Origin of the sequence: Micromonospora sp. NPDC005174 (genome assembly GCF_040608495.1) — a bacterium.
In the GTDB taxonomy this organism is placed as follows: Bacteria; Actinomycetota; Actinomycetes; order Mycobacteriales; family Micromonosporaceae; genus Micromonospora.
On the sequence record NZ_JBEXIJ010000045.1, the window covers coordinates 20579 to 43523 of the forward strand.

At 69.7% G+C, this 22945-nt stretch carries 18 protein-coding genes and 1 pseudogene; 9 read left to right on the forward strand and 10 right to left on the reverse strand.

The genetic code is table 11. The features are described 5' to 3' along the window. Nucleotides 1-44 precede the first annotated feature (44 nt). Nucleotides 45-4058: a replicative DNA helicase gene (locus ABZU91_RS30550; protein ID WP_355248030.1), complete on the reverse strand. Its 4014-nt coding sequence runs from the start codon at nucleotides 4056-4058 to the stop codon at nucleotides 45-47. A 307-nt stretch (nucleotides 4059-4365) separates the two neighbouring features. Between ABZU91_RS30550 and ABZU91_RS30555 the strand changes: the two genes are divergently transcribed. Beyond that, nucleotides 4366-5892: a hypothetical protein gene (locus ABZU91_RS30555; protein ID WP_355248033.1), complete on the forward strand. Its 1527-nt coding sequence runs from the start codon at nucleotides 4366-4368 to the stop codon at nucleotides 5890-5892. An 84-nt stretch (nucleotides 5893-5976) separates the two neighbouring features. Here the strand turns inward: ABZU91_RS30555 and rplI are convergent, their stop codons facing one another. The 4 genes from rplI to rpsF form a co-directional block, all read right to left on the reverse strand. Further along, a complete protein-coding gene (gene rplI, locus ABZU91_RS30560; protein WP_355248035.1) occupies nucleotides 5977-6423 on the reverse strand; it encodes a 50S ribosomal protein L9 in 447 nt (148 codons plus the stop codon). A 14-nt stretch (nucleotides 6424-6437) separates the two neighbouring features. Then, on the reverse strand, nucleotides 6438-6719 hold the full coding sequence (gene rpsR, locus ABZU91_RS30565; RefSeq protein ID WP_355248038.1) for a 30S ribosomal protein S18: 282 nt from the start codon (nucleotides 6717-6719) through the stop codon (nucleotides 6438-6440). Next, the gene (locus tag ABZU91_RS30570) at nucleotides 6719-7258 is read right to left on the reverse strand and encodes a single-stranded DNA-binding protein (RefSeq protein ID WP_355248041.1); all 540 of its coding nucleotides are present in this window, start codon (nucleotides 7256-7258) and stop codon (nucleotides 6719-6721) included. Before ABZU91_RS30570 ends, rpsR begins: the two co-directional genes overlap by 1 nt. 91 nt (nucleotides 7259-7349) lie before the next feature. Then, nucleotides 7350-7640, reverse strand: coding sequence for a 30S ribosomal protein S6 (gene rpsF, locus ABZU91_RS30575; RefSeq protein ID WP_355248044.1), 291 nt, complete (start codon nucleotides 7638-7640; stop codon nucleotides 7350-7352). A gap of 612 nt (nucleotides 7641-8252) precedes the next feature. Between rpsF and ABZU91_RS30580 the strand changes: the two genes are divergently transcribed. After that, nucleotides 8253-9044: a deoxyribonuclease IV gene (locus tag ABZU91_RS30580; RefSeq protein ID WP_355248047.1), complete on the forward strand. Its 792-nt coding sequence runs from the start codon at nucleotides 8253-8255 to the stop codon at nucleotides 9042-9044. Next, a complete protein-coding gene (locus ABZU91_RS30585) occupies nucleotides 9041-11206 on the forward strand; it encodes a hypothetical protein (protein WP_355248050.1) in 2166 nt (721 codons plus the stop codon). Before ABZU91_RS30580 ends, ABZU91_RS30585 begins: the two co-directional genes overlap by 4 nt. 7 nt (nucleotides 11207-11213) lie before the next feature. On the opposite strand, the gene ABZU91_RS30590 is transcribed toward ABZU91_RS30585, so the two are convergent. The 3 genes from ABZU91_RS30590 to ABZU91_RS30600 form a co-directional block, all read right to left on the reverse strand. Next, nucleotides 11214-12719, reverse strand: coding sequence for a glycosyltransferase 87 family protein (locus tag ABZU91_RS30590; protein ID WP_355248052.1), 1506 nt, complete (start codon nucleotides 12717-12719; stop codon nucleotides 11214-11216). 195 nt (nucleotides 12720-12914) lie between these two features. Continuing rightward, complete coding sequence (locus ABZU91_RS30595) at nucleotides 12915-15740, reverse strand: transglycosylase domain-containing protein (RefSeq protein WP_355248055.1); 2826 nt, start codon at nucleotides 15738-15740, stop codon at nucleotides 12915-12917. A 197-nt stretch (nucleotides 15741-15937) separates the two neighbouring features. Continuing rightward, complete coding sequence (locus ABZU91_RS30600; protein WP_355248057.1) at nucleotides 15938-16393, reverse strand: DUF5318 domain-containing protein; 456 nt, start codon at nucleotides 16391-16393, stop codon at nucleotides 15938-15940. 175 nt (nucleotides 16394-16568) lie between these two features. Here ABZU91_RS30600 and ABZU91_RS30605 point away from each other — a divergent pair, with 175 nt between their 5' ends. Continuing rightward, on the forward strand, nucleotides 16569-17207 hold the full coding sequence (locus tag ABZU91_RS30605; protein ID WP_030331823.1) for a PadR family transcriptional regulator: 639 nt from the start codon (nucleotides 16569-16571) through the stop codon (nucleotides 17205-17207). Nucleotides 17208-17230: 23 nt separating this feature from the next. After that, a complete protein-coding gene (locus ABZU91_RS30610) occupies nucleotides 17231-18310 on the forward strand; it encodes an inositol-3-phosphate synthase (RefSeq protein WP_355248060.1) in 1080 nt (359 codons plus the stop codon). A gap of 150 nt (nucleotides 18311-18460) precedes the next feature. On the opposite strand, the gene ABZU91_RS30615 is transcribed toward ABZU91_RS30610, so the two are convergent. Beyond that, a complete protein-coding gene (locus ABZU91_RS30615; protein ID WP_355248063.1) occupies nucleotides 18461-18940 on the reverse strand; it encodes a methylated-DNA--[protein]-cysteine S-methyltransferase in 480 nt (159 codons plus the stop codon). Nucleotides 18941-19009: 69 nt separating this feature from the next. On the opposite strand from ABZU91_RS30615, the gene ABZU91_RS30620 reads away from it, so the two are divergent. Genes ABZU91_RS30620 through ABZU91_RS30635 form a run of 4 tightly spaced genes read left to right on the forward strand, consistent with a single transcriptional unit; the run spans nucleotide 19010 to nucleotide 22736 of the window. Further along, nucleotides 19010-19528, forward strand: coding sequence for a SigE family RNA polymerase sigma factor (locus ABZU91_RS30620; RefSeq protein WP_355248066.1), 519 nt, complete (start codon nucleotides 19010-19012; stop codon nucleotides 19526-19528). After that, a complete protein-coding gene (locus ABZU91_RS30625) occupies nucleotides 19525-20637 on the forward strand; it encodes a hypothetical protein (protein WP_355248069.1) in 1113 nt (370 codons plus the stop codon). The genes ABZU91_RS30620 and ABZU91_RS30625 overlap by 4 nt, the downstream gene beginning before the upstream one ends. A 40-nt stretch (nucleotides 20638-20677) precedes the next feature. Further along, a complete protein-coding gene (locus ABZU91_RS30630) occupies nucleotides 20678-21199 on the forward strand; it encodes a hypothetical protein (protein WP_355248087.1) in 522 nt (173 codons plus the stop codon). A 28-nt stretch (nucleotides 21200-21227) separates the two neighbouring features. Then, complete coding sequence (locus ABZU91_RS30635) at nucleotides 21228-22736, forward strand: SPFH domain-containing protein (RefSeq protein ID WP_355248072.1); 1509 nt, start codon at nucleotides 21228-21230, stop codon at nucleotides 22734-22736. A gap of 122 nt (nucleotides 22737-22858) precedes the next feature. On the opposite strand, the pseudogene ABZU91_RS30640 reads toward ABZU91_RS30635, so the two are convergent. Next, a pseudogene (locus tag ABZU91_RS30640) lies at nucleotides 22859-22945 on the reverse strand (amino acid ABC transporter ATP-binding protein); the annotation flags it as partial.

The following is a 22945-nucleotide window of genomic DNA, read 5'->3' on the forward strand; positions in this document are numbered from 1 at the left end:
TACCTCGATCGGTCGGCCCGGACGAATGTGTTCTCGGGCGCCGATCAGCCGATGGCCATGTCGACGAATCGCGACAGATGCAGCTGGGCCGCGACCGTCACCGTGTCGGTCGGACCATTTCGGTGCTTGGCAACGATGAAGTCCGCTTCCCCGGCCCGCGGTGACTCCTTGTCATAATAGTCGTCGCGGTGCAGCAGGATGACAACGTCCGCATCCTGCTCGATCGAGTTGTGGGTGGCGATGCCGTTCGCCACGAAGTTGTGTGTACCGAGAACTGTCGCATCGAACACCTCCTGCTCACCGATCGGCTCGATAGACACGATCGAGTCCCAGAAGATGTCGTTGGTCGCGTGCAGGTCGAGGTCGGCAGAGTCGAGCACCGCAGCAACCGCCGCGAGCCGAGAGCGGCTGGGCGCGTGCTTCCAGAGCGTGCTGCCGCAGAACTGGGTGCCGATGGCCTTCGCGAACTCACGGTGGGACATCCCCTGCTCGACCAGGATTTCCTTGACCTTGGACCAGACCTCGCGGGGGACCGTGTCGACGTTGGTATTGCTCTCCGTCGATTCCAGGGCGGCGAGCAGAGCAGCACAACCCTCCGACCGCTGGCCGTGGACTCCGACCTCACGCAGGAACCTCAACTGGTCGTCCCGGCCGGAGATGTCGAGCGTGTACTGGGGACGGTGGCCAACCACCGGCACGGCCCGGAGACGGGCGGTGATGCCGTACCTCAGAAGCAGCCTGGAGATGTCTTCCAACATTCGCCGACTCGTGGACGAGAAGTAGACCCGTCCGCCGCGGCCTGAACTGTTGACGGTGACCGAGCCGTCAGTGGCCCAGAGATGCCGCAGGAAGACGGTCACCTGCTCCTTGGGAAGTCCGAAGACCGAGGACGGGATGAACTTCTCGTGCGAGCGCAGACCGAAGAGGCCCAAGCCGTCCAGCCACTCCGCTATCGGGTTACGTCGGCCTCGGGCCAGCCGGAAGGGGGCAGGCAGCCGCAGGGTGGTCACCCTCGCGGCCGCATAGTCGTCGCGCAGGGCGGTGATGCCGAAATGTTTCGCTGCCTCTGCCACCGCGTGCAGGTTCAACTCGTCCCGGCTTGCATAGCGAATCGGCTGACGTCGCACGAAGGAGCCGTCGCCCAGCAGGTGCGCCAGCATGACGACCTCTGCCTCAGCCCACGGGCGAATCGTCATCGGGGGCGGCAGGTGTCGTGGCGTGGCGACGCGGTCCCCCGGTGCCAGTTCACCCAGCGGCACCCATCCCGTGAAGGCAAGGAAGGGGTGGTTCGCCGTTGCGTCGATCTGCTTGCCTGAGGCCAGCGTCAACCGGAACACCTCACGGGTGCCGCTCGGAAAGACGTGGGTCATGGTGCGGGGGGTATAGCGAAGACCCTCGTCGAGGGCCCAGACTGGAATGTCTTTCGTCCGGTTCGACAGCAGTTCGCCGAGCGTGATCTCCGCGTTGTTGTCTGCACGAACGACCCGGGTATCCGCAGTGAGACATCCCGATTCGCGCAAGTCAGACAGTTGCGGGCGCTTGTCGGTGCGCTGTTCGGGGCCACGGTTGAGCTGACTCACCGCGATGACCGGGCACTCGACCTCCTTGGCCAGCAGCTTGAGGCCGCGGGAAAGGTCGGCGACCTCCTGCTGCCGGCTCTCGGTGCGCTTGGGCGAGGTCATCAGCTGGAGGTAGTCGACCACGATCATCTTGAGGTCGTGTCGCTGCTTGAGCCGGCGCGCCTTGGCCCGGATCTCCATCAGGTTCATGCTCGGGGTGTCGTCGACGAACAGCGGCGCCTCGCTGATCTCGCCCATGCACCGGGCCAGCTTGGTCCAGTCGTCGTCGGAGAGCTGGCCGCTACGCAGCACGTGCAGCGGCACCCGCGCCTCGGCCGAGAGCAGTCGCATGACGATCTCGACCTTGCTCATTTCCAGCGAGAAGATCGCGGCCGCCTGGTTGGCGCGAATAGCAGCATTTCGGGCAAAGTCCATACTGGCGGTGCTGTTGTGGGTGGGAATCATCGCCCGGCTGGCCAGGTAGAGATGTTCCGGGTTGTCCACTGTGACGCAGCGGACCGGCACGCTGGGCACCTGGCGGACGTCGACGATGAAGCGGGATGTCGTGCGCACGTCCGAGGCGGTACGGCGGCGTTCGGCGTGCGCGTCCCGCTTCCGCTTGAGTCGGAAGACCGCATCGGGCGTGGAGAAGTTCAACGTGTAGGCGATCGACGACTCGGGGGTACGCCCGCGTACCGGCGTGGCGTTGACGGTGCAACGGTAGCCGAGGCTGACGATGAGTTCGCGAACATCATCAGCCAGCCGCTTCGAGGTCGACGTGTACTGCAAGTTCCCGGCTGGGGCGACGGTGCCGTCCGTATCCATCAGGCCCGCGAGGAGCGCCCGGCGCTGGACCTCGGAGGCGCGCAGGTAAGCGGCCGGGATGTGCTTTGTCTGCGCTACCCCGGTCTGACGCAGCAGTCCGAGGAAAGAGCCGTGGAGCATTTCAGCGTCAGCCGTGGTGAGCCGGCTGGCGTGACTGTGCCCGTCGCCGAGCCAGGCCCCGAGGGTGTAGGGCGGAATCGGTAGCTGCCGCTCCGGGAGGCAGAGCGGGGCGGTGTTCCGTACCGCATGGTTGAGCCGTCGCTCGGTAGTGTCGGTACGCAACGTGGCAACGATTTCAGCAGTGGTGACCACGGCGTCGTGCTCGACTTGAGTGCTAGCCGACGCCGTGCGGTCAGCCCGGCGGAGGAGAGCATCCAGCAGCGTCCCGGACGGGTAACCGGGCGCGGTCCAGTTGCGCGGCTTCCCATTACGAACAGTGGGACGGGCTAGCCGACCAATCGAACCGACCTCGGAAGCAACAGTCTGCAGGACGTGGCGGAACTCCGGCCCGATCTGCTCCACAGCTTCGAACAACGGGATGGGCTGGTTCCCCGCCCCGCTGTACCTCTCGTCCGCAGCGCGCACCCTGACCAGCGACTCCTCCGGCCAGTACCGCCTCTGCTGGCTCGGCTTCTGCCGTCGGCTGGCCCGGCTGGTCGTCTTCCAGAGATGCTCTGCGTCCGCCACGATCACGGTGCCGTCCGAGAACTCGACCTCATAGCAGGGACGCCCGTGCATGACGTCGAAGGCGTGCGTCACCGTGGTGGGGCGGCCGTCCGCCGCCAGCAGTTGATCACCCACCCCGACCTCACCCATCGTGGTCCAGCCAGTGGGAGTCGGCAACGGGGTGTCGAGCGCGAGCGCCTTGCCAAGACCGGGCCGGCCGGCCACAATGATCAACTGGCCGGCGTGCAGGCCGTTGAGCAGCCGGTCCAGGTCGCTGAAACCGGTTGGCACACCGGTCATGACGCCGCCCTGCGCGCCAACCGCCTCGATCTCGTCCAGCGTCGGCTGAAGCATGTCGGCCAGGATCGCGAAGTCCTCGCTGACCCGGCGTTCGGTGACGTCGTAGACGGCCTGCTGGGCAAGGTCCACGACGTCGTCGACGTCGCGGCTGCCGCCGCTGGCGGTGCCGTAACCCAGCTGCACGATCTTGGTGCCGGCCTCGACGAGCCGGCGCAGCACCGCGCGCTCGCTGACGATCCGGGCGTAGTACGCCGCGTTCGCGGCGGTGGGCACGCTGGCGATGAGAGTGTGCAGGTACGGCGCGCCACCGATGCGTACCAGATCCCCGGAGTCGGCGAGCGCCGCCGCGACGGTGATCGAGTCGGCCGGCTCACCCCGACCGTAGATGTCGAGGATGATGTCGAAGATGGTGGCGTGCACCGGTCGGTAGAAGTCGTTGGTCTTGAGGATCTCGACGACGTCGGCGATGGCGTCCTTGGAGAGCAACATGCCGCCGAGGACGCACTGCTCGGCGGCGACGTCCTGGGGTGGGGTCTTGTCGAACTGGCCGTCCCGCTGCCCGGGTGGCTGACCGTTGCCGGACCGTGCCTCCGCCCGCATGTCGTCGGTGACCGACACCGGTCCCCCCTCCACTGCGTCGGATCTGGTCCCAGCTCTACCGCCGAGGTACGACAGTTCTCTCGACCGAGCCGGTCGATCGGGGGCCATCGCGCCGGCGGTCGAGGGCCAACCATACGGACCCCGAGGTCAGCGACTCAACAGGCTCGGTGGATGAGCCTCGGGACAACCTGTGGAAACCGGTGGACGAGCATGTGCGCAGGGTGTGCACAGGCTGTGGACAACCGTTGGGGAATTCTCGGCTGCAAGCCTTTGAACAGGCAAAACGCGGTCCCCAGCCTGTGGAGGAGAATATTTCGGTCGGTTCTGTGACACGATCTTCCCGTACTATCTCCAGCGAACGGCTACACCTGGACAGCGGATTACGCTTTGGGTTCAGAAGGGTCACACTCCGGCCGTGAGTTACCGGGACTGGGGACGCGGGGAGGGCAGCCCGCGCGAGCGTCCGCCAACCGCCTCGTGGGGTCAGCCTGCGCTGCCCGCTCCGGTCGACCCCTACGACGAGGACGCGGGCTACCGCACCTCCAGCCGGCAGCGTGCGCGGGATCGTGGGCAGGACGAACCGGTCGACGCCTACCTGCCGCGATGGGCGCTGGAGTCGGGGGTTCGACGGGCTGACGGTGGTGGCCGGCATGCCGCGCCCGATGAGGACGATGTCGAGGCCGAGCCTGAGCGCCCGAGTTCCGGTGCCGGCTGGCGTGGTGCCGAGGCGACCGGCAGGCGACGGGCCGACGCGAGCGGTCGGCGTGAACAGCGGGCGATCGGCGCGGGCCCCGATTCGGACCACACCCGGGAGTGGACGCTCGACCGTCTCCAGGATCAGGGGTACGCGGGCCGTCGGCGCGCCGACTCAGCGGAGGAGCCGGTTTCCGGCGTGGCCTCCGACCGTCGTCCCCGTCGTGCGCCGGCCGGTCGTCCCCAGGTGATCTGGTCCGGTGGAGATCTGGAGGCAGGCTCGGCCGAGACGGCGTCCCGTCCGGAGGTGAGCCGGCCGACGCGGCGCAGCCGACGCGCGGCAGAGGAGTCGTGGACCCGTCCGGCGGTCGATCCCTGGGAACGTCGGTCGGAGCGGCCGGCGGAGCCCGATCCGTCGTACGCGCCCGCCGTGGACCCGTGGGACGCGTCGGGTGTGCACGCGTGGCCGCCACCCGGCCCGGACGCCACGGACCTGAGCGGGCAGTGGTCCCAGGGGGAGAGTGTCGGTGGTTGGGAGCGGTCGGACCGCACCGGCCAGTGGGAGCGGTCCGCGGTCGAGGACGACCAGTGGGACCGGACGCTGCCACCCCGCTCGGATCGTCTGACGGAGGGATGGCCGAGCCGGGACAGCAGTTTCTGGTCCGGTACGCGGCTGTCCGGTGACGATCCGCGCTGGATGGATTCGACCACGTCCGCGCCTCGTTCGCCGGTGGTGGGTTACACCGCTCCGCGGCCGCGCAGTGTTCCCGTACCCCCTGTCGGTGCCGTGCGTCGGGCGGACCGGGCGCCTGTCGGTACGGCGTCGGTGCGGCGGCGGGTCGAGTCGGTGGCGACGGGCGGCTGGGCGCGGCGTCTGGAGGACGACCTCCTCGACCCTGATCCCGGTGGATCCGTCCGGCCGCTGCTGTACACCACCGCCTGCTACGTGGTGCCGGCGGTGCTGATCTTCCTGTGGCTGCTGACGCTGGACGGGCAGGCGCCCGCCGGTTGTGTCACCGACATCAGTGGGGGCGGCTGCGACTCCGCGCGGTCCCGTGCGTTGGAGTCGTTGCTCGCCGGCTCGCCGCGGTTCGGGTTGGCGCTGGCGAGCAGTCTGGTGGTGGCGGCGCTGCTGCGCCGGGTCGGCACGACGTGGCGGTCGGCGACGATCGCGCTCGCCGCGGCGGTGGTCGGCGGTGGTCTCTCCACGGTGCTGATCAGCGCGGTGACCGGTCAACCGATCGGCTGAGGCTGGCGAGCGGGCCTGATGGCGCATGCGCGAGGGCCCGCACCGATCGCTCGGTGCGGGCCCTCGTCGTGGTCCGGCGTTTCGTCAGCCCTGAACGACGTTCAGGTTGAACGATGCGGTGACCTCGGGGTGCAGCTTGATCTTCACCGGGTAGGTGCCGGTCGACTTGATGTGACCGGGCACCTCCAGCCGGCGACGGTCGAGGACCGGACCACCGGCGCCCTTGACGGCGTCGACGATCTCGGCCGAGGTGACCGAGCCGAAGAGCCGACCGCCGTCGCCGGCGCGGGCCTTCAAGTTGACCTTGAGACCCTCAAGCTGGCCCTTGACCTCGTTCGCGTGGTCGAGGTCGCGGATCTCGCGGGCCGAGCGGGCCCGCTGGATGACCGTGACCTGCTTTTCCGCGCCCTTGGTCCAGGCGATCGCGAAGCCCTGCGGCAGCAGGTAGTTACGGCCGAAGCCGTCCTTGACCTCCACGATGTCGCCCGGGGCACCGAGGCCGGACACTTCCTGAGTCAGGATGATCTTCATATCGGTGCCTCCTCTCAGCGGGCCGTTGCGGTGTACGGCAGAAGCGCCATCTCGCGGGCGTTCTTGACCGCGCGGGCAATCTGCCGCTGCTGCTGCGAGGTCACACCGGTGACCCGCCGAGCGCGGATCTTGCCGCGGTCGGAGATGAACTTGCGCAGCAGCGCCGTGTCCTTGTAGTCGATGTAGGCGATCCCGTCCTTGTCGAGCGGGTTCACCTTCTTCTTGGGCTTGCGAAGGGCCGCAGCCTTGGCCGTGGACCTTGCTCCTGGTTTGCGATCGCGGGCGCTCGGCGCCATTAGAACGGAGGCTCCTCGTCGAAGTTGCCGCCCGAACCGGCACGCGCGGGAGAGGGTGCGGCCGAAGCCCAGGGGTCGTCGAAGTTGCCTCCGCCGCCACCCTGGCCACCACCACCGCCACCACCGAAGCCGCCGCCACCGCCACCGCCACCGGAGCGGGACATTTTCTGCACCTTCGCCGTGGCGTAGCGCAGCGACGGGCCGATCTCGTCGACCTCAAGCTCGATGACGGTGCGCTTCTCGCCCTCGCGGGTCTCGTAGGACCGCTGACGCAGCCGGCCCGAGACGATCACGCGGGCGCCCCGCTGCAGCGACTCGGCGACGTGCTCCGCCGCCTGACGCCACACGGTGCAAGCCAGGAAGAGCGGCTCGCCGTCCTTCCACTCATTGGTGGTCTTGTCCATGAAACGGGGCGTCGAAGCGACCCGGAACTTGGCGACCGCCGCACCGGACGGGGTGAACCGCAACTCGGGGTCATCGGTCAAGTTACCGATGACCGTGATGGTGGTGTCTCCTGCCATGACCATCTCCTCGCGCACTCAGCGTCTCGTCGTACAGGCTCTCAGAGCCGTACGACAGAGTCGCGGAGGCTGATCCGGGCGAACCGGGTTGAATGACCGGACTGAATGCTTAGCGCATCTCCGGCCGGATGACCTTGGTGCGCAGCACGGACTCGTTCAGCCGGAGCTGACGGTCCAGCTCGGCCACGGCAGCAGGCGTGGCCTGCAGGTCGACGACGGCGTAGATGCCCTCGGCCTTTTTGTTGATCTCGAACGAGAGGCGCCTGCGGCCCCACACGTCCGTCTTCTCAACCGAGCCACCCGCGGTCCGAATCACGTTCAGGTACGTGTCGAGCGACGGGGCGACGGTGCGCTCCTCGAGGCTGGGGTCGAGGATCACCATGATCTCGTAATGACGCAAGACGTGCTCACCTCCTGTGGGCTAAGCGGCCACGGTCCTTCCGTGGCAGGAGGTCGTGCGTCGCTGCCCGCACGTGCCGGGGGAACCCGGCCGGACGCGGACAACCTGACCAGGATACCCGGTCCGGTCGATCATGCCCGGGGCGGTCGGGTCGACATCGCGGGCATGCCGACGGGGGCTCGCCGTCCGACCGTCACTGGTCGGTGGCGAGCCCCCGTCAACGAGGCCGCGGAGCGTCCCGTCCGCATTCCTTGGGTGGGACCTGGGGAGGAACGACCACACCGATGAGGTTGGACCGGAGACGCCCCGCGGAGCTTTATCGTGTTGTTATCTGACGATACAACGGCTGTCGTCCCCTGTCGGGGCAAAAGGCAGAAATTTCCGAGATTATGCAAAGGTGCCGATCGTCCCCGCAGCGCCGGGCCGCGCCACGGGGATGATCTCGCTCTCGGGCTGACGAACACCGGTCACCATGCGCGGCGAACCCGCCGCGATCAGCCCCGGGCCCCGTTCGCCGGGTCCCGTTCCATCAACGATCGTCCGTCAGCCGGGGTGACGACATCGCGCCGGCCGTCACCGCACCCGTCGGGGTTGCGACGTAGGCTCGCTGCCATGCGTATCGGAGCCCACGTCGATTCGACCGACCCGCTGGCGGAGGCAGCCGCCCGGTCCGCCGACACCGTGCAGTTCTTCCTCTCCGACCCGCAGGGATGGAAGGCCCCCAAGCCGCGGGAGGACGCCGAGCGGCTGCGCGCCGCCGAGGTCGACCTCTACGTGCACGCCCCGTACGTCATCAACGTGGCGACCCTCAACAACCGCATCCGCATCCCCAGCCGCAAGCTGCTGCTCGGGCACGCGACCGCCGCGGCCGAGATCGGCGCGAAGGGCCTGATCGTCCACGGTGGGCACGTCAACGCCGGTGACGACCTGGCCGTCGGCTTCGACAACTGGCGCAAGACCTTTGCGTACGCGGCCGACTCGGGCGGATTCGGCGTTCCGGTCCTGATCGAGAACACGGCCGGCGGCGACAACGCGTGCGCCCGCCGGCTGGACGCGCTCGCCCGGCTCTGGGACACGATCGGCGATTACGAGGTCGGCTTCTGCCTGGACACGTGTCACGCGTACGCCGGGGGTGAGGAACTGCTCGGTCTCGTCGACCGGGTGAAGGCGATCACCGGGCGGATCGATCTGGTACACGCCAACAACTCCAAGGGCGCGTTCAACTCCGGGCAGGACCGGCACGACAACCTCGACGGCGGGACGATCGATCCGGAGCTGGTGGTGGCCGTGATCCGGGCCGCCGGAGCGCCGGTGGTCGTCGAGACCCCGGGCGGCGTCGCGGGCCAGGGCGCCGACATCGACTTCCTGCGCCAGCAGCTCCCGACGGAGCGCCCGGCAGCATGAAGACCGGAAAGTCCAAGCCGGGAAAGGCGCGGTCCACGTCCACCGGCAATGACCCGATCCGACCGGCCACGCCGCCCACCGGCGACGTCCCCATCGCCTCGGCCGGGACCACGACGAGTGACACGCCCCGGGACGACCCGGCGCCGGACAGCGGCCCGAAGATCGCCAGGACGACCACGAAGGGCGACGCCGCCGAGAACGGCGGCGCGAAGAGCGCCGGTGACGACGAGACCGCCACGGCCAAGGGCGACGGTACGACGAGCGCCGGCAACGAGAAGGCCGACGCCACGAAGCCCGGTGCCGCCAAGGGTGCGGTGGTGAAGGACGGCGAGAAGCCCGAGGGCGGCAAGGTCGGTGACGACGCCGACAGCGAGGCCGAGCCGGTCGAGCCCGACCGCTGGGAGGCCTTCGCCTCGGCCCCGGAACCTCGGCCCACCGTGCTCACCCGGGCCGCCCGGCCGGTCGGTCGGTTCCTGGTCCACGAGTGGACCCTGGCGGCCCTCGCCTCGGTGGCACTGGCCGTGCTGATGACCTGGCCGACGCTGCGCTACCCGCGTTACACCCTGCCGCAGGACACCTGGGACCCGAGCCTCCAGGCGTGGCAGATGGCCTGGTCCGGGCACATCCTCCTGGCCGATCCGGCGCGCCTGTGGCAGTCGAACACGTTCTTCCCGGAACTGTGGAGCTTCGCGTTCTCCGACACGCTGCTCGGCTACGCCCCGGCCGGGATGCTCGGCAGCGGCCCCGAGGACGCGGTGCTGCGCTACAACATCATGTTCGTGCTGGCGCACGCGCTCGCCACGTTCGGGGCGTACGCCCTGGCCCGCCAACTGGGTGCCGGTCGGATCGGCGCCGCCGTCGCCGGGGTCGGCTACGCGTACGCGCCGTGGCTGCTCGCCCAGGCCGGGCACCTGCACGTGCTCTCCAACGGTGGCATTCCGCTGGCCCTCGCGATGCTCGCGCGAGGGCACGGCTGGTCGCTGCGGCGCGGCTACCGGCCCGAGCTGCGACACGACGGCTGGGTGTACGCCGGATGGCTGGTGGCGGCCTGGCAGATCAGCCTCGGCTTCGGCATCGGCCTGCCGTTCGCGTACTTCCTGGCCTGCGCGGTGCTGGTCGCCGCCGTGTTGTACGTCGTGAAGCGGCTGCGCTCCGGTCGGGCCGTGCCGTTCGGTCGCCGGCTCCTCGTGGCCGACCTGGTCGGCGGGGTGTTCTTCGCCGGGGTGGGCCTGCTGATGGCTCTCCCGTACTTCCAGGTGACCGAGCTGCACCCGTACGCCGAGCGGACCGTCCGCGACATCAGTGTCTTCTCGCCGCCGGCGTCCGGCTTCGTGACCGCGCCCGCCGAATCACGGATCTGGGGCGGTTTGCACGAGGGTGCCCGCGCGGCGCTGCCGTGGCACGCGGAGATGACCCTGCTGCCGGGGTTCGTGCTCTACGCGCTGGCGTTCGGCGGGTTGTTCTTCTCGGTCTGGCGGCTGCGGCACCGGCTGTTCCTGCTCGCCGGTGTGCTGGTCACGATGGTCTTCGCGATGGGTACCCGCTTCTTCCACGGCACCTTCACCTACGTGCCGCTGTTCGAGCACGCGCCGGGCTGGAACGCGTTGCGTACCCCCGGGCGGTTGATGCTCTGGACCACGTTGCTGCTCGCGCTGCTCGCGGCCGGCGCGGTCACCGCCCTCACCGACCGGGTCCGTGAGCTGGCCGCGCAGCGGATTCCGTCCTGGCCTGGTCCGTGGCTGCGGATCGCCACGCTGCTGCCGCTGCTGCTGGTCACCGTCGAAGGGCTGAACACCACCCCGCATCCGGTGGTGCCGACGCAACCCGCCGCGATGCGCTCGGCCCAGGGTCCACTGCTCGTGCTGCCCAGCGACCAGGGCATCGACCAGCACGTGATGCTCTGGTCGACGAGCGGATTCCCGGACGTGGCGAACGGCGGCAGTGGCTTCACGCCCCGGCAGCTCGACGACGTCCGCCGGGTCAGCCAGTCGTTCCCCGACCGGACGAGCGTCGACTACCTTCGGACGCTCGGTGTGCGGACGGTGGTGCTGCTGCGCGACGACGTACCCGGCACACCGTGGGAGATCACCATCGACGCACCTGTCGAGTCGCTCGGCATCACGCGTCAGGAGGTCGGCGACGCGGTGGTGTACCGGCTCTGACGCCCCCTCACGCAGGGACGCTCGCGGGTTCGGGTTCGTCGGTCGTCGGCTGGCGACGCCACCGGTCCAGCCAGGGTGCGTCCGGTGCGCCGTCGAGGACACCCCCGTCCGGGTCGTCGGGGTAGTTGGCGCGTACCGCGTCCTGCTCGGGGTGCAGGATCTCCCGGACGACCAGCACGCACAGGGTCACCACGGTCGCCAGCCGGAGCGTCGACGCCAGCACGAACACGCCTTCCGGGAAGACGGGACGGCTGGTCGCCGCGCCGAGCAGTTCGCCGTAGAAGGCCACGAAGTAGCAGACCTCGGCGAGCTGCCAGGCCAGGAAGGCCCCCCATTTCGGCCGGGCCAGCACCACCAGCGGCAGCATCCAGAGCACGAACTGCTGGGACCAGACCTTGCTGAAGATGAGGAAGGCGGCCACCACCAGGAAGGCGAGCTGGGCGAGCCGCGGCCGGCGCGGCGCGCGCAGCGCCAGCACGGCCACACCGAGGCAGGCAAGCGCGAACAGGGCGTACGAGATGGTGTTCAGGGTCGGGGTGTTGGTGTTCAACCATTCGAACGGGCCCTGCTGGCCGGGGTCGTTGCCGACCTTGCCGTCGAGGTAGCGCCCGATGTACCAGAGCGTGCCCCAGTCGATGGGCCGCGTGGTGTTCAGCTCGAAGAACCGGCCCCAGTTATCCGGGTTGGCCCGGTACGCGGGCAGGTTCACCAGCACCACGGCCACCACCGCTGCGCCGAGGGCGGTCAGCGCGGCGCGGAGTCGGTTGGCCCGTAGGGCCAGGACGAGGATCGGACCCAGCAGGAACAGTGGCCAGAGTTTCGCCGCGCCGGCCAACCCGAGCAGCACGCCGGCCGCCACCGGTTGTCGCCGGGCCCAGGCCAACAGACCGAACGCCGCCAACCCGATGGCGAGTAGATCCCAGTTGACGGTGGCGGTGAGCACCAGCGCCGGGGCGAGCGCGAACAACGCCGCGTCCCAGGGTCGTCGGCGGCGCAACGCGAGGATCACCGCGACGGTGGCCACGGCGAGTGCACCCAGCACGAGGGCGTTGAGGTTGTAGAACCACTGGCCCTGGTTGATGCTCGGGTCACCCTTGCCGATCGCGTGCACCGGCAGACCGAGGGCACCCATGAAGTAGCCGGTCAGCACCGGATATTCCACCGGGTGGTCCCGGTAGGGCACCTTGCCCTCGTTGAGGCCCTCGGCGTAGTAGAGGGCGAGCACGTCGGTGTAGCAGAACCGGTTGTACTGCACGTTGTTCTGCCAGGCGCCGTCCTGGCACGGCGATTTCTGCACCCAGTGCAGCGCCAGCGTGAGGCAGGCCAGCGCCAGGACGATCCGGACGGCGGTCCAGAACCGGCGTTCCGGGCCAGCCGGCCGGTCCAGCGCCGTCGCGTGGTCGCCGAGCGGCCCGCCGATGGCACCGGAGAGGCCCCGGACGAACCCGTCGGAGCGGGACGGGTGGTCGGTGGTTCCGGCGTCGTCGATGCCGGGCGTCGACTGGGTGCTCATAAAGAGGCATCCTGCCGTACTCGCAGCGATGAGTCATGTACTCGTCGGCCCGCCCAGGTCAGAACCCGTACGGCCGCCGTCGACGAGTGACCGGTGCCGCTACGCCGACCGCCGGCCGGACAGGTCGTCCGGCCGGCGGCGGTGTGTGCGCTGCGGCTCTCAATCCATGGTGGTCAGTGGCAGGTCGGGCGGCGGCTAGCCGCCGTTCGGACCACCGGGCCCACCAGGACCGCCCGGGTTGTTCCCCCCGGGGTTGCCGTTGTTGCGGGGGCAGAACGGATTGGTCAGCGGGTCACAGGTCTGGCCCGGCTGGCCCGGCTGGCCCGGCTGGCCTGGCTGACCCGGCTGCCCGGGCGGTGGTGCCGCCGGCGCCTTGCCGTTGCCCTTGGTGACGTCGCCCTCGCCGGTGACGGTGGGCAGGGGGATCTCCTCCTGCCCCTTGAGGGCGGTGTTCATGTACTTCTCCCAGATCGGACCGGGAAGGGTCGAACCGCCGATCGGCTTACCACCCGCGAGGCGGATCTGCGGCTTCTTCGGGTCCCGGCTGCCCACCCAGACGGCCGTGGCGACCTGCGGGGTGTAGCCGACCGTCCAGGCCTGCGAGTTGTCCTTGCTGTCGTACTCCCAGGTGCCCGTCTTGGCGGCGGCCTGGCGGCCGTCCTCCAGCGAAAGGCTGTTGGGGGCGGGGATCTGCTTCAGGACCGCGGTGACCTCGTCGGTGATCTTCTTGTCGATCCGCTGCTCCGGCTTGATGCGCTCGCTGCCGACGACCTTCCACTTGCCGGTGTTCTTGTCCTGCTGCTCGACCTTGATGACGAAGTGCGCCTTGATGTACTTGCCGTCGTTGGCGAACGTCGCCATCGCGTTCGCGTGGTCGAACACGGTGAGCGGGTACTTGCCGAAACCGGTGTAGTTGTCGAACGGGTTCGGCCCCTTCTTCGCCAGGTCGAACGCCTGCGGCGGGTCGACGCCCCACATGGTGGTCACGCCCGCCTTGCGGGCCATGTCGACCACCTTCTCGGCGCCGATCGTCTTGGTGACCCAGTAGAACGGCACGTTGTACGACTGGATCGTCGACTCTTCGAGGGTGCAGTTCTTGCCGCACTTGAGGTTGGTGCGGCCGGCGTTACCGATCGCGACCGCGGAGCCCTCGGGCTTGTACGGCGTCGGGTCCCAGTGCGACTTCACCGAGATGCCCGCCTCGATAGCGGCGGCCAGGGTGTAGACCTTCATCGACGAGCCCGGCGAGTGACCACCGGTCAGGTCACCGTTCTTGTCGGTGTTCTTGCCGGCGTAGTCGAAGTCGGCGCCGCTGTCACCGCCGTAGTAGGCGAGCACGCGGCCCTTCTTCGGGTCGATCGAGACCACCGCCGCCATCAGGTTCTTGGGCTGGTCGTTGAGCTCCGAGCCCTTCTTCGACTGCATCGCGACGTTCTCGGCGGCCGTCTGGAGCTTCGGGTCGATGGTCGTGGTGATCCGGTAGCCGCCGTCCCGCAGCGCGTCGACACAGCTCGTCTTGCCCTCCGCGCCGCTGTCGGAGCAGAGGCCCATCGCGTCCATCTCCTGACGGACGTAGTTGATGACGTTGCCCCGGGGGCTGTCGACGCCGAAGCCGTTGCCGCCCTTCTTCGGTGGCAGCACCTTCGGGTACGCGGTGGGCGCCGGCGGGTGGTTGGGGGAGTCCAACCAGCCCTCCTTCTTCATCCCGTCGATCACGTAGTCCCACCGGGTCTTGGCGTCGGTCGGGTTGACCGCCGGGTCGTAGCCCTTGTGGGTGTCGGTCGCCACCGGCTGCTTGATCAGCGCGGCCAGGACGGCGCCCTCGGCGGGGGTGAGCTTGATCGCCGACTTGCCGAAGTACGTCTGCGCCGCAGCCTCGATGCCGTACGCGCCGCGACCGAAGTAGATCACGTTGAGGTAGTGCTGCATGATCTCCGGCTTGCTGTACGCGTCGTTCAGCTTGGAGGCGAGGATCGCCTCCTTGACCTTGCGCCCGTACGTGTCGTCCTGGAGATTCTCGAACGCGTTGCGGGCGTACTGCTGGGTGATCGTCGACGCGCCCTGCTTGTCACCGTTGGAGACGTTGTTCCACGCTGCCCGGACGATGCCCTTGTAGTCGACGCCCGAGTGCCGGTAGAAGTTCCGGTCCTCGGCGGCGGCGACGGCGTCCTGCACGTGCTGCGGGATCTGGCTGATGGTGACGAAGGTGCGGTTCTCGCTGCCGAGTTTGGCGAGCGTGGTCTTGCCGTCCTTGGCGTACACCGTGGTGGACAGCGGCAGCGGCAGCTCGTTGGGCATGACGACGTTCGTCGAGTAGTAGGTGAAGCCGACCACGCCGACACCGGCGAGCATGATGAAGACGGCGAACCCGGCGATCAGCAGGTTCATCCGCTTGCGCTTCTTGGCACGGGCCGCCGCTGCCGGATCACCCGCGCCGCGACCGCCACGACCTGGCCCGTTCGGACCACCCGGGCCGCCGGGACCACCTGGGCCGCCGGGACCACCCGGACCGCCCGAGACCGGCGAGACACTCGCCCGGGCGACCGCGGCACGGCCACCCACCGACGCGGAGCCGACACTGGCCCGGCCCGCCGAGGCGGCGCCGACGGCGGCGGTGCCCACCCGGGCCCGACCGGCGGGCGCTCCCGGCGCAGGTGACACCGGAACGGAGGCCCGTCCGGCGCCGGCGCGACCCGCGGCCGCACCGGGTGCAGGGGACACGGGCACCGAGGCGCGACCGGGCCGGCCGGGCGTGGCCGAGCCCACCGACGCGGACCCGGCGGCACCGCCGGGCGGTGGCACGGAGGCCGAGCCACCGACCGACGCGCGACCGCCGGCCGCTCTCGGTGTCACCGGGGCCCGACCGGGGGGCGCCGCGGGCTCCGCGGAGGACCAACCACCCGCGCGGGAGTCACCGCCGGGTCTGCGGTACGCGTCGTCCGCGCCCGGTCCGGGGTCACCGTCGGGACCCGGGTACTCGGCCCGACCGCGCGCGGAACTGGGATCGCCGTACGAGTTCATTCTTCACACCCTGCCGGTCGCGGTGGGGCGCGACAGCGCCGCCACCGGGTTGCCGTGAGTTGCTTCACCCGTAACGCCGGCACAAGGGTGCCGGTTCGCCAGGGTCATTGCTGAATCAATGGGGCTAATCGGACCAACGAGTGGTCGACCGTCCCGGGTCATGTCCACGGCCCCGGAGCCGGTCGAACCAACTGAGATCACCGTTGCGCCTCTCGCCTCCGCCGACCCACGCCCTCGGCGGCCGTCGCGTCCTGCGCGCCGGCGCCGGCACTGTCGCCGTCACCGGTGAGACCATCCCGGCCGAGCAGGTACTGCTCGACGAGATGGTTCCAGTCACAGCCGAGGCACACCTCCACCACGAAGACCTGGAACTCACGTAGCGTCATCGCTAGCGCGGGCAACTCGGCCAGCGTGCGGGCCTGGCCGGCGGACTGCTTGAGTTCGTCGCCGTAAATGTAGTGGACCAGGGTCAGATTCTCGCTGCGACAGATCGGGCAACGCTGGTCGGTCGGTTCGCCGTGGAACCGCGCAGCGTTCTTCAGGTACGGCGAGGCGTCGCACACGTCGTACGTGCCGACCCGGCCAGCCAGGAGCTCACGCAGGACCGCTCGCTTCTGAAGCGAGTAGTCGACCACCTGGCGAGACGTGCGCATGCCGAGAAGGGTACGCGGTCCGGCCCGACGAGGCGACCACGCTCACGATGCGTGACGACAGCACCCCGGAACGGGGGTTTGTGCTGGCCGGCGCCAGCCGCTAACGTGCGATGTATCGGTCCGATACATCGCGGCGGTTACCGCTCCGCGCCGGAGGGTAAAGGGAGGATGGCCCGTGCTCGAATTCGCCATCCTCGGCCTCCTGCAGGAGTCTCCGATGCACGGCTACGAGCTGCGCAAGGAGCTGACCGCCAAACTCGGCGCGATCCGGGCGGCGATCAGCTACGGCTCGCTCTACCCGACCCTGCGCAGGTTGCAGGCGGCGGGTTGGATCACCGAAGCCGCCGAGACACCCGCCACCGCCGAGGAGGTTCCCGCGCTGACCAGCCGACGAGGTCGGGTGGTCTACAAAATCACCGCGGAGGGCAAGGAACGCTTCGCCCAGCTCATCGCACAGGCCGGGCCCGAGACGTACGACGACACGGGCTTCGGGGTGCACTTCGCGTTCTTCGCCCGGACCGACCAGGCGACCCGCCTGCGCATTCTGGAGGGTCGCCGCCGCAAGATCGAGGAGCGTCGCGAAGGGCTTCGCGACGTGCTGGGCCGGGCGGCCGAGCGCCTCGACGCTTACACGCTGGAACTGCAGCGCCACGGCCTTGATGCCTGTGAGCGCGAGGTCCGCTGGCTGGAGGAGCTCATCGCCAACGAGCGCTCCGGCCGAGCCCCGACGGTCCCGAACATCGGGACAGCCGGTGGCCGACGAGAAGACAACAGCCCGCCTCCGCCTGGAGAGACCAGGAATGAGCGGCCGTGACAGAAAAGAAGGAGGCAGACGCTATGGGCTCCGTCCGCGTCGCCATCGTCGGTGTGGGTAACTGCGCCTCGTCCCTGGTTCAGGGCGTCGAGTACTACCGGAACGCCAACCCGAACGACCGCGTCCCGGGTCTCATGCACGTCGCCTTCGGCGACTACCACGTCAACTCCGTGGAGTTCGTCGCGGCATTCGACGTGGACGCCAAGAAGGTGGGCATGGACCTCTCGGAGGCGATCGTCGCCAGCGAGAACAACACCATCAAGCTCTGCGACGTGCCGCCGACCGGCGTCACCGTGCAGCGCGGCCCGACCTTCGACGGTCTGGGCGAGTACTACCGCGAGATCGTCGAGGAGTCCGACGCCACCCCCGTCGACGTGGCGCAGACGCTGCGCGACGCGCAGGTGGACGTCGTCGTCTGCTACCTGCCGGTCGGCTCCGAGCAGGCCGCCAAGTTCTACGCCCAGGCCGCGATCGACGCCGGCTGCGCGTTCGTCAACGCCCTGCCGGTCTTCATCGCCTCCAACCCGGAGTGGGCCCAGAAGTTCACCGACGCGGGCCTGCCGATCGTCGGTGACGACATCAAGAGCCAGGTCGGCGCCACCATCGTGCACCGCGCCCTCGCGAAGCTCTTCGAGGACCGGGGCGTCGAGCTGCTGCGCACGTACCAGCTCAACTTCGGCGGCAACATGGACTTCATGAACATGCTGGAGCGCAAGCGGCTGGTCTCGAAGAAGATCTCGAAGACCCAGTCGGTCACCTCGCAGATCCCGCACGAGATGAGCAAGAGCGACGTGCACATCGGCCCGTCGGACCACGTGCCGTGGTTGGACGACCGCAAGTGGGCGTACATCCGCCTCGAGGGTCGCTCCTTCGGCGACACCCCGCTCAACGCCGAGCTCAAGCTCGAGGTGTGGGACTCGCCGAACTCGGCCGGTGTCATCATCGACGCCGTCCGGGCCGCGAAGATCGCGCTGGACCGCAAGATCGGCGGCCCGATCCTGTCGGCCTCGTCGTACTTCATGAAGTCCCCGCCGGTGCAGTACGCCGACCACGACGCCCACCAGGCCGTCGAGGAGTTCATCGCCGGCGAGGTCGAGCGCTGACCCGCTGAACCACCAGCAGCATCGGCGAGGGCCGGGTCCTGTCGGACCCGGCCCTCGCCGCGTCCGGGCACCGCCAGTGCGGCGATCGGTGGCAGTTCGGCAGCACGCTGCTCGGCGTGTCGAATCGCTCGGCAACCAACGATCAACGGGTCAGGACCAGGCGTGTCGCAGCGCGACGCCGGCCTCCAGCTCCAACAGCGTGACCTTGCGCGGCAGACCCCCGCCGAAGCCGACCAGCTTGCCGCCCGCGCCGACGATCCGGTGGCACGGCACGATCACCGGCACCGGATTGCGGTTGCAGGCCACCCCCACCGCCCGTGCCGCGCCCGGGTCGCCGACCAGCCGCGCCACCTCGCCGTACGTCAGCGTCCCGCCGTACGGGATGCGGGTCATCTCACGCCACACCGCCCGCTCGAACTCGGAGCCGCGCGGGGCGGCGACGGGCACGGTGAACGCCGTCAGCTCACCACCGAAGTACGCCCGCAGCTCCGCCACGGCCTGCCGGGACAGCGGGTCGCCGGGCTCGTCGACCGCCCCCTCGATCCGGCCGAAGTGCGCTCCGCAGACACTCGTGCCGTCGGTAGCCACGGAGAACTCGCCGATCGGCGAGTCGAGCACGGTCCAGCGCATGTCGCCATTGTCCCGCGCGGCGAGGCAAACTTCCGCCGCCGCCCGGCGTCTGAACTTCGGAGGTGGGCGGTGGCGGATGTCGACGGGGAGTTCACCACGTTCGTTCAGGAGCGGGGTGCCGCTCTGCTGCGCGTCGCGTACGCGCTGGCCGGCAATCAACACGCGGCGGAGGACCTGCTCCAGAACGCGCTGGCCAAGGCGTACGCACGGTGGCCGCGGATCAGGGGTGACGCCGAGCCGTACGTGAAACGCATCCTGTACCACGACCAGGTATCCGGCTGGCGACGACGAGGGCGGCGCACGGAGGTGCCCGTGGCGGAGTTACCGGAACGGGCGGCGACCGGCGACGGCGGCCACGAGACGGATCTGCGGTTGCTTCTGCTGGAGGCTCTGCGGGCGCTGCCGCCACGCCAACGGGCCGTGCTGACCCTGCGCTACCTGGAGGACCTCAGCGTCGAGCAGACCGCGACGCTGCTCGGCTGCCGAGCCGGCACGGTCGCCAGCCAGAGCGCCAAGGCACTGGCACGGCTCCGGCGTCTCGTACCGCGGCTGGACGAGCTGACCAGCCGCCCGGAGGTGACGCGATGACCACTTATCTGGACGAGGTGCTCCGCGGGGCCGTACGCGATCTCGCCGACGGCGCCGCGCCCGCTCCGGGGCTCGCCGCCCGGGCGCTCGGCCGGGGTCGTCGGCTGCGCCGTCGGCGACGGCTGACCGTGAGCGCGGCGGCGGTCGTCGCGGTCGTGGTGGCGGCTGTGCCGTTCGTACTGCTCCGACCCCGGCCGGCCCCGACTCCGGCGACGCCGCCCCCGACCGTGACTCCGTCACCCTCGATCACCTCGTCACCGTCGGTCCGGCCCGTCCCGGCAGCGAACTGGACCGCCACGCCGCTCGTGCTGCCGGGGAACTGGGAAGTGACACGGGCACAGTTCACCGGCGGTTCGGGCAACGGATTCCTGCTGGACCGGAGCCGGGGCCGCTACGTCCCCACCGATCGGTACGACGGCATCTTCCCCGCACCGACCGGGTCGCTGGTGGCGGTCGTCGAGGAGGACCGTCCACGTGAGGTCGGCCTCGTGGACATGGCGACCGGTAAGACCCGCTGGCACGAGGTCGGCCCTGCGCTGAATCGCCCGACCTGGTCACCGGACGGTCGCCACCTTCTGTTCACCACCGATCAGCTGGACCACTTCGGCTTCGTCGTGGTCGATCGGGACGGCAGGAGGCGTACGCATCAGGTGTCCCGGCAGCGCTACTTCTGCACCGACCAGTGCTCCTTCGTCTGGACTCGCGACGGTCGGGAGGTGGCACTGCCACAGACCGCCAAGGGCAAGCCACGGTCCGAGTCGATCCGGCACCCGCGAAGTGGCGTGCAGATGTTCTCCGCCGACGACGGACAACCGACCCGGTCGGAGCCGCTACCTGGCGATCCCGCCGGTCCGTGGGCCTGGTCGCCGGACGGTCGCCGGGTCGTCGTGCAGGGCCAGCAGGAGCCGTTGCTGGTGGAGACCGCCACCGGGCGGGTCGTCAACGCGCTGCCGGTCGCCGACGCCGTCTGGGCCGGCGACGACCGACTGCTCTACCGGCAGCCGTACGAAGGTGACTTCGTGCTCGCCGACACGGCGGGGCGCGAACTCGTCCGCCAGCCGCTGCCCGAACAGCTCTCGGAGTTGGAGGTGAGCGTGGCACCACACTGAGCCGTTGGACAGGACGACGCCGTTGCGCGGGATCGATATCGTGCAGGTCGTGGCCACGGGGACGCTCATCTTTCTGATCATCGGCGGAGCCGGTGTCGCGGTGCTGGCGCTCGCCCTGCTCGGCAGCGAGTTGCTCCACTTCGGGCATCCCGGCGTGGACGGGCCGATCTCCACCGAGACGATCGCGGGTTTCGCCGGAGCATTCGGGTTCGGCGGGGCGATCGTCAACGAACTGCTCGGTGCGCGTACCCCTGGAATGATCGCGGGCGCGGCGGCCGGCGGCCTGCTCGCGGCCGTGCCCACGGCGTGGCTGGCGTCGCGGTTCAGCCGGGCGGCGCGCAACATGCGCACCGACCCCACCCCCACCCGGGACGACCTGGTCGGTGCGCTCGGCCTGGTCGTCACGCCGGTGCCTGTCGACGGGTACGGCGAGGTGCGGGTACGCGTCGCCGGCCACCCGGTCAAGCTCAACGCCCGCGCCGACCAGCCAATTCCGATGGGCGCGCAGATCTTCGTCGTGCAGGCGCTCAGCGAGACCAGCGTGCACGTCGAAACCTACTGATTCCTCCTCGCAGACAGGACCCCCCTCCATGCCCCTGTTGATAGCTGTCGGCGGCGCGGTCGTCCTCGCGCTCGTCCTGGTGTTGTTCGTGCTCTCCCGGATCAAGGTGGCCGGCCCGAACGAGGCGTTCATCGTCACGGGCCGCAAGGGGCGCACCACGCACACCGCCGACGGCGGCCGGTCGACCGACACCTCCGGGCAGAAGGTGGTGCTCGGGGCCTCGGTCTTCGTGCTCCCGGTGGTACAGAAGCTCCAGTCGCTCGACCTGTCCAGCCGGCGGATCGACGTCGGCATCCGGGGCGCGGTCAGCAAGCAGGGCATCCGTGCCGACCTGCACGGTGTGGCGATCGTCAAGGTCGGAGGCACCGAGGACGCGATCCGGGCGGCGGCGCAGCGGTTCCTGCACCAGCAGGACGAGATCGACAACTTCACCCGGGAGGTGCTGGCCGGCGCGCTGCGCTCGATCGTCGGCCGGCTCACCGTCGAGGAGGTCATCCGGGACCGCGCGGCGTTCGCCAGCGCCGTGGCCGAGGAGGCCGAGCACTCGATGACCAACCAGGGGCTGGTGCTCGACACGTTCCAACTCCAGGACATCCTCGCCGAGGGCTCCTACCTCCAGGACCTGGGCCGGCCCGAGGCCGCCCGGGTGCTCAAGGACGCGGCCATCGCCGAGGCGCGGGCCCGGCAGCAGGCCGAGCAGGAGCGGCTGCTCGCCGAGGAGGCCATCGCCGAGGCGAACCGCAACCTGGCCCTCAAGCAGGCCGGCATCCAGGCGGAGATCGACGCGGCGAAGGCCAGGTCGGCCGCTGCCGGGCCGCTGGCCCAGGCGGAACGGGACCAGGCGATCCTCTCCGAGCAGCAGAAGGTGGCCGAGCGCAACGCCGAGCTGAAGCAGCGCCTACTGGACACCGAGGTACGCAAGCCGGCCGACGCCGCCCGGTACAAGGTGGAGCAGGAGGCCGAGGCGTCCCGCAACGCGGCGGTGCTCAGTGCGGACGCGCAGCGCCAGGCGGTCATCGCCGCCGCGCAGGCCTCCGCCGAACAGGCGCGACTCACCGGTGAGGGCGAGCGCGCACGGCGTGCGGCCCTCGCCGAGGCCAACGCGATCGAGGGTGCCAAGGAGGGTGAGGCCGAGCAGCGGCGGCGTTCCGCGATCGCCGAGGCGGTCGAGCGCGAGGGTCAGGCCGAGGCGGCGGCCATCCTGGCCAAGGGCCAGGCCGAGGCCGAGGCGATGGCCCGCAAGGCCGAGTCGTTCGCCGCGTACGGCGAGGCCGCGGTACTGGACCTGCTGGTCAAGGTCCTGCCGCAGGTCGTCGAGGCGGCCAGCGCTCCGATCGGGGCGATCGACAAGATGACGGTGATCTCCACCGACGGGGCGTCGTCGCTGACGAAGTCGGTGGCCGGCAACGTGGCACAGGGGTTGCAGCTCGGCAGCGACCTCACCGGCATCGACCTGGCCGGCCTGCTCGCACGCCTCGGCTCGGCATCCACCCCGAACGACGCAGCGGTCGACGGCAAGGTCGTCGAGACGCGCTAACCCCTGCCTCCGCCGACCGCCTCGCCGATCTTGCACTTACTGTCGCGACATAAGAGGGCATAACCCTCACATCGACAACCCAAAGTGCAAGATCGGCGAGGTGTGGGGGTGGGGGTCGGGGTCATCACGTCGAGCACCTCGCCGACCATCTCCGGGTCCAGGGCGCTGGTGGGCTCGTCGAACAGCATCGCCTTGGGCTGCATGGCCAG

Coding starts and splice junctions, on each gene's coding strand:
- ABZU91_RS30595 (WP_355248055.1), bottom strand. CDS start 15,740: ATGAACTCGTACGGCGATCCCAGTTCCGCGCGCGGTCGGGCCGAGTAC.
- ABZU91_RS30550 (WP_355248030.1), bottom strand. CDS start 4,058: ATGGCCCCCGATCGACCGGCTCGGTCGAGAGAACTGTCGTACCTCGGC.
- ABZU91_RS30580 (WP_355248047.1), top strand. CDS start 8,253: ATGCGTATCGGAGCCCACGTCGATTCGACCGACCCGCTGGCGGAGGCA.
- ABZU91_RS30635 (WP_355248072.1), top strand. CDS start 21,228: ATGCCCCTGTTGATAGCTGTCGGCGGCGCGGTCGTCCTCGCGCTCGTC.
- rpsR (WP_355248038.1), bottom strand. CDS start 6,719: ATGGCGCCGAGCGCCCGCGATCGCAAACCAGGAGCAAGGTCCACGGCC.
- ABZU91_RS30625 (WP_355248069.1), top strand. CDS start 19,525: ATGACCACTTATCTGGACGAGGTGCTCCGCGGGGCCGTACGCGATCTC.
- ABZU91_RS30585 (WP_355248050.1), top strand. CDS start 9,041: ATGAAGACCGGAAAGTCCAAGCCGGGAAAGGCGCGGTCCACGTCCACC.
- ABZU91_RS30615 (WP_355248063.1), bottom strand. CDS start 18,940: ATGCGCTGGACCGTGCTCGACTCGCCGATCGGCGAGTTCTCCGTGGCT.
- ABZU91_RS30590 (WP_355248052.1), bottom strand. CDS start 12,719: ATGAGCACCCAGTCGACGCCCGGCATCGACGACGCCGGAACCACCGAC.
- ABZU91_RS30610 (WP_355248060.1), top strand. CDS start 17,231: ATGGGCTCCGTCCGCGTCGCCATCGTCGGTGTGGGTAACTGCGCCTCG.
- ABZU91_RS30600 (WP_355248057.1), bottom strand. CDS start 16,393: ATGCGCACGTCTCGCCAGGTGGTCGACTACTCGCTTCAGAAGCGAGCG.
- rplI (WP_355248035.1), bottom strand. CDS start 6,423: ATGAAGATCATCCTGACTCAGGAAGTGTCCGGCCTCGGTGCCCCGGGC.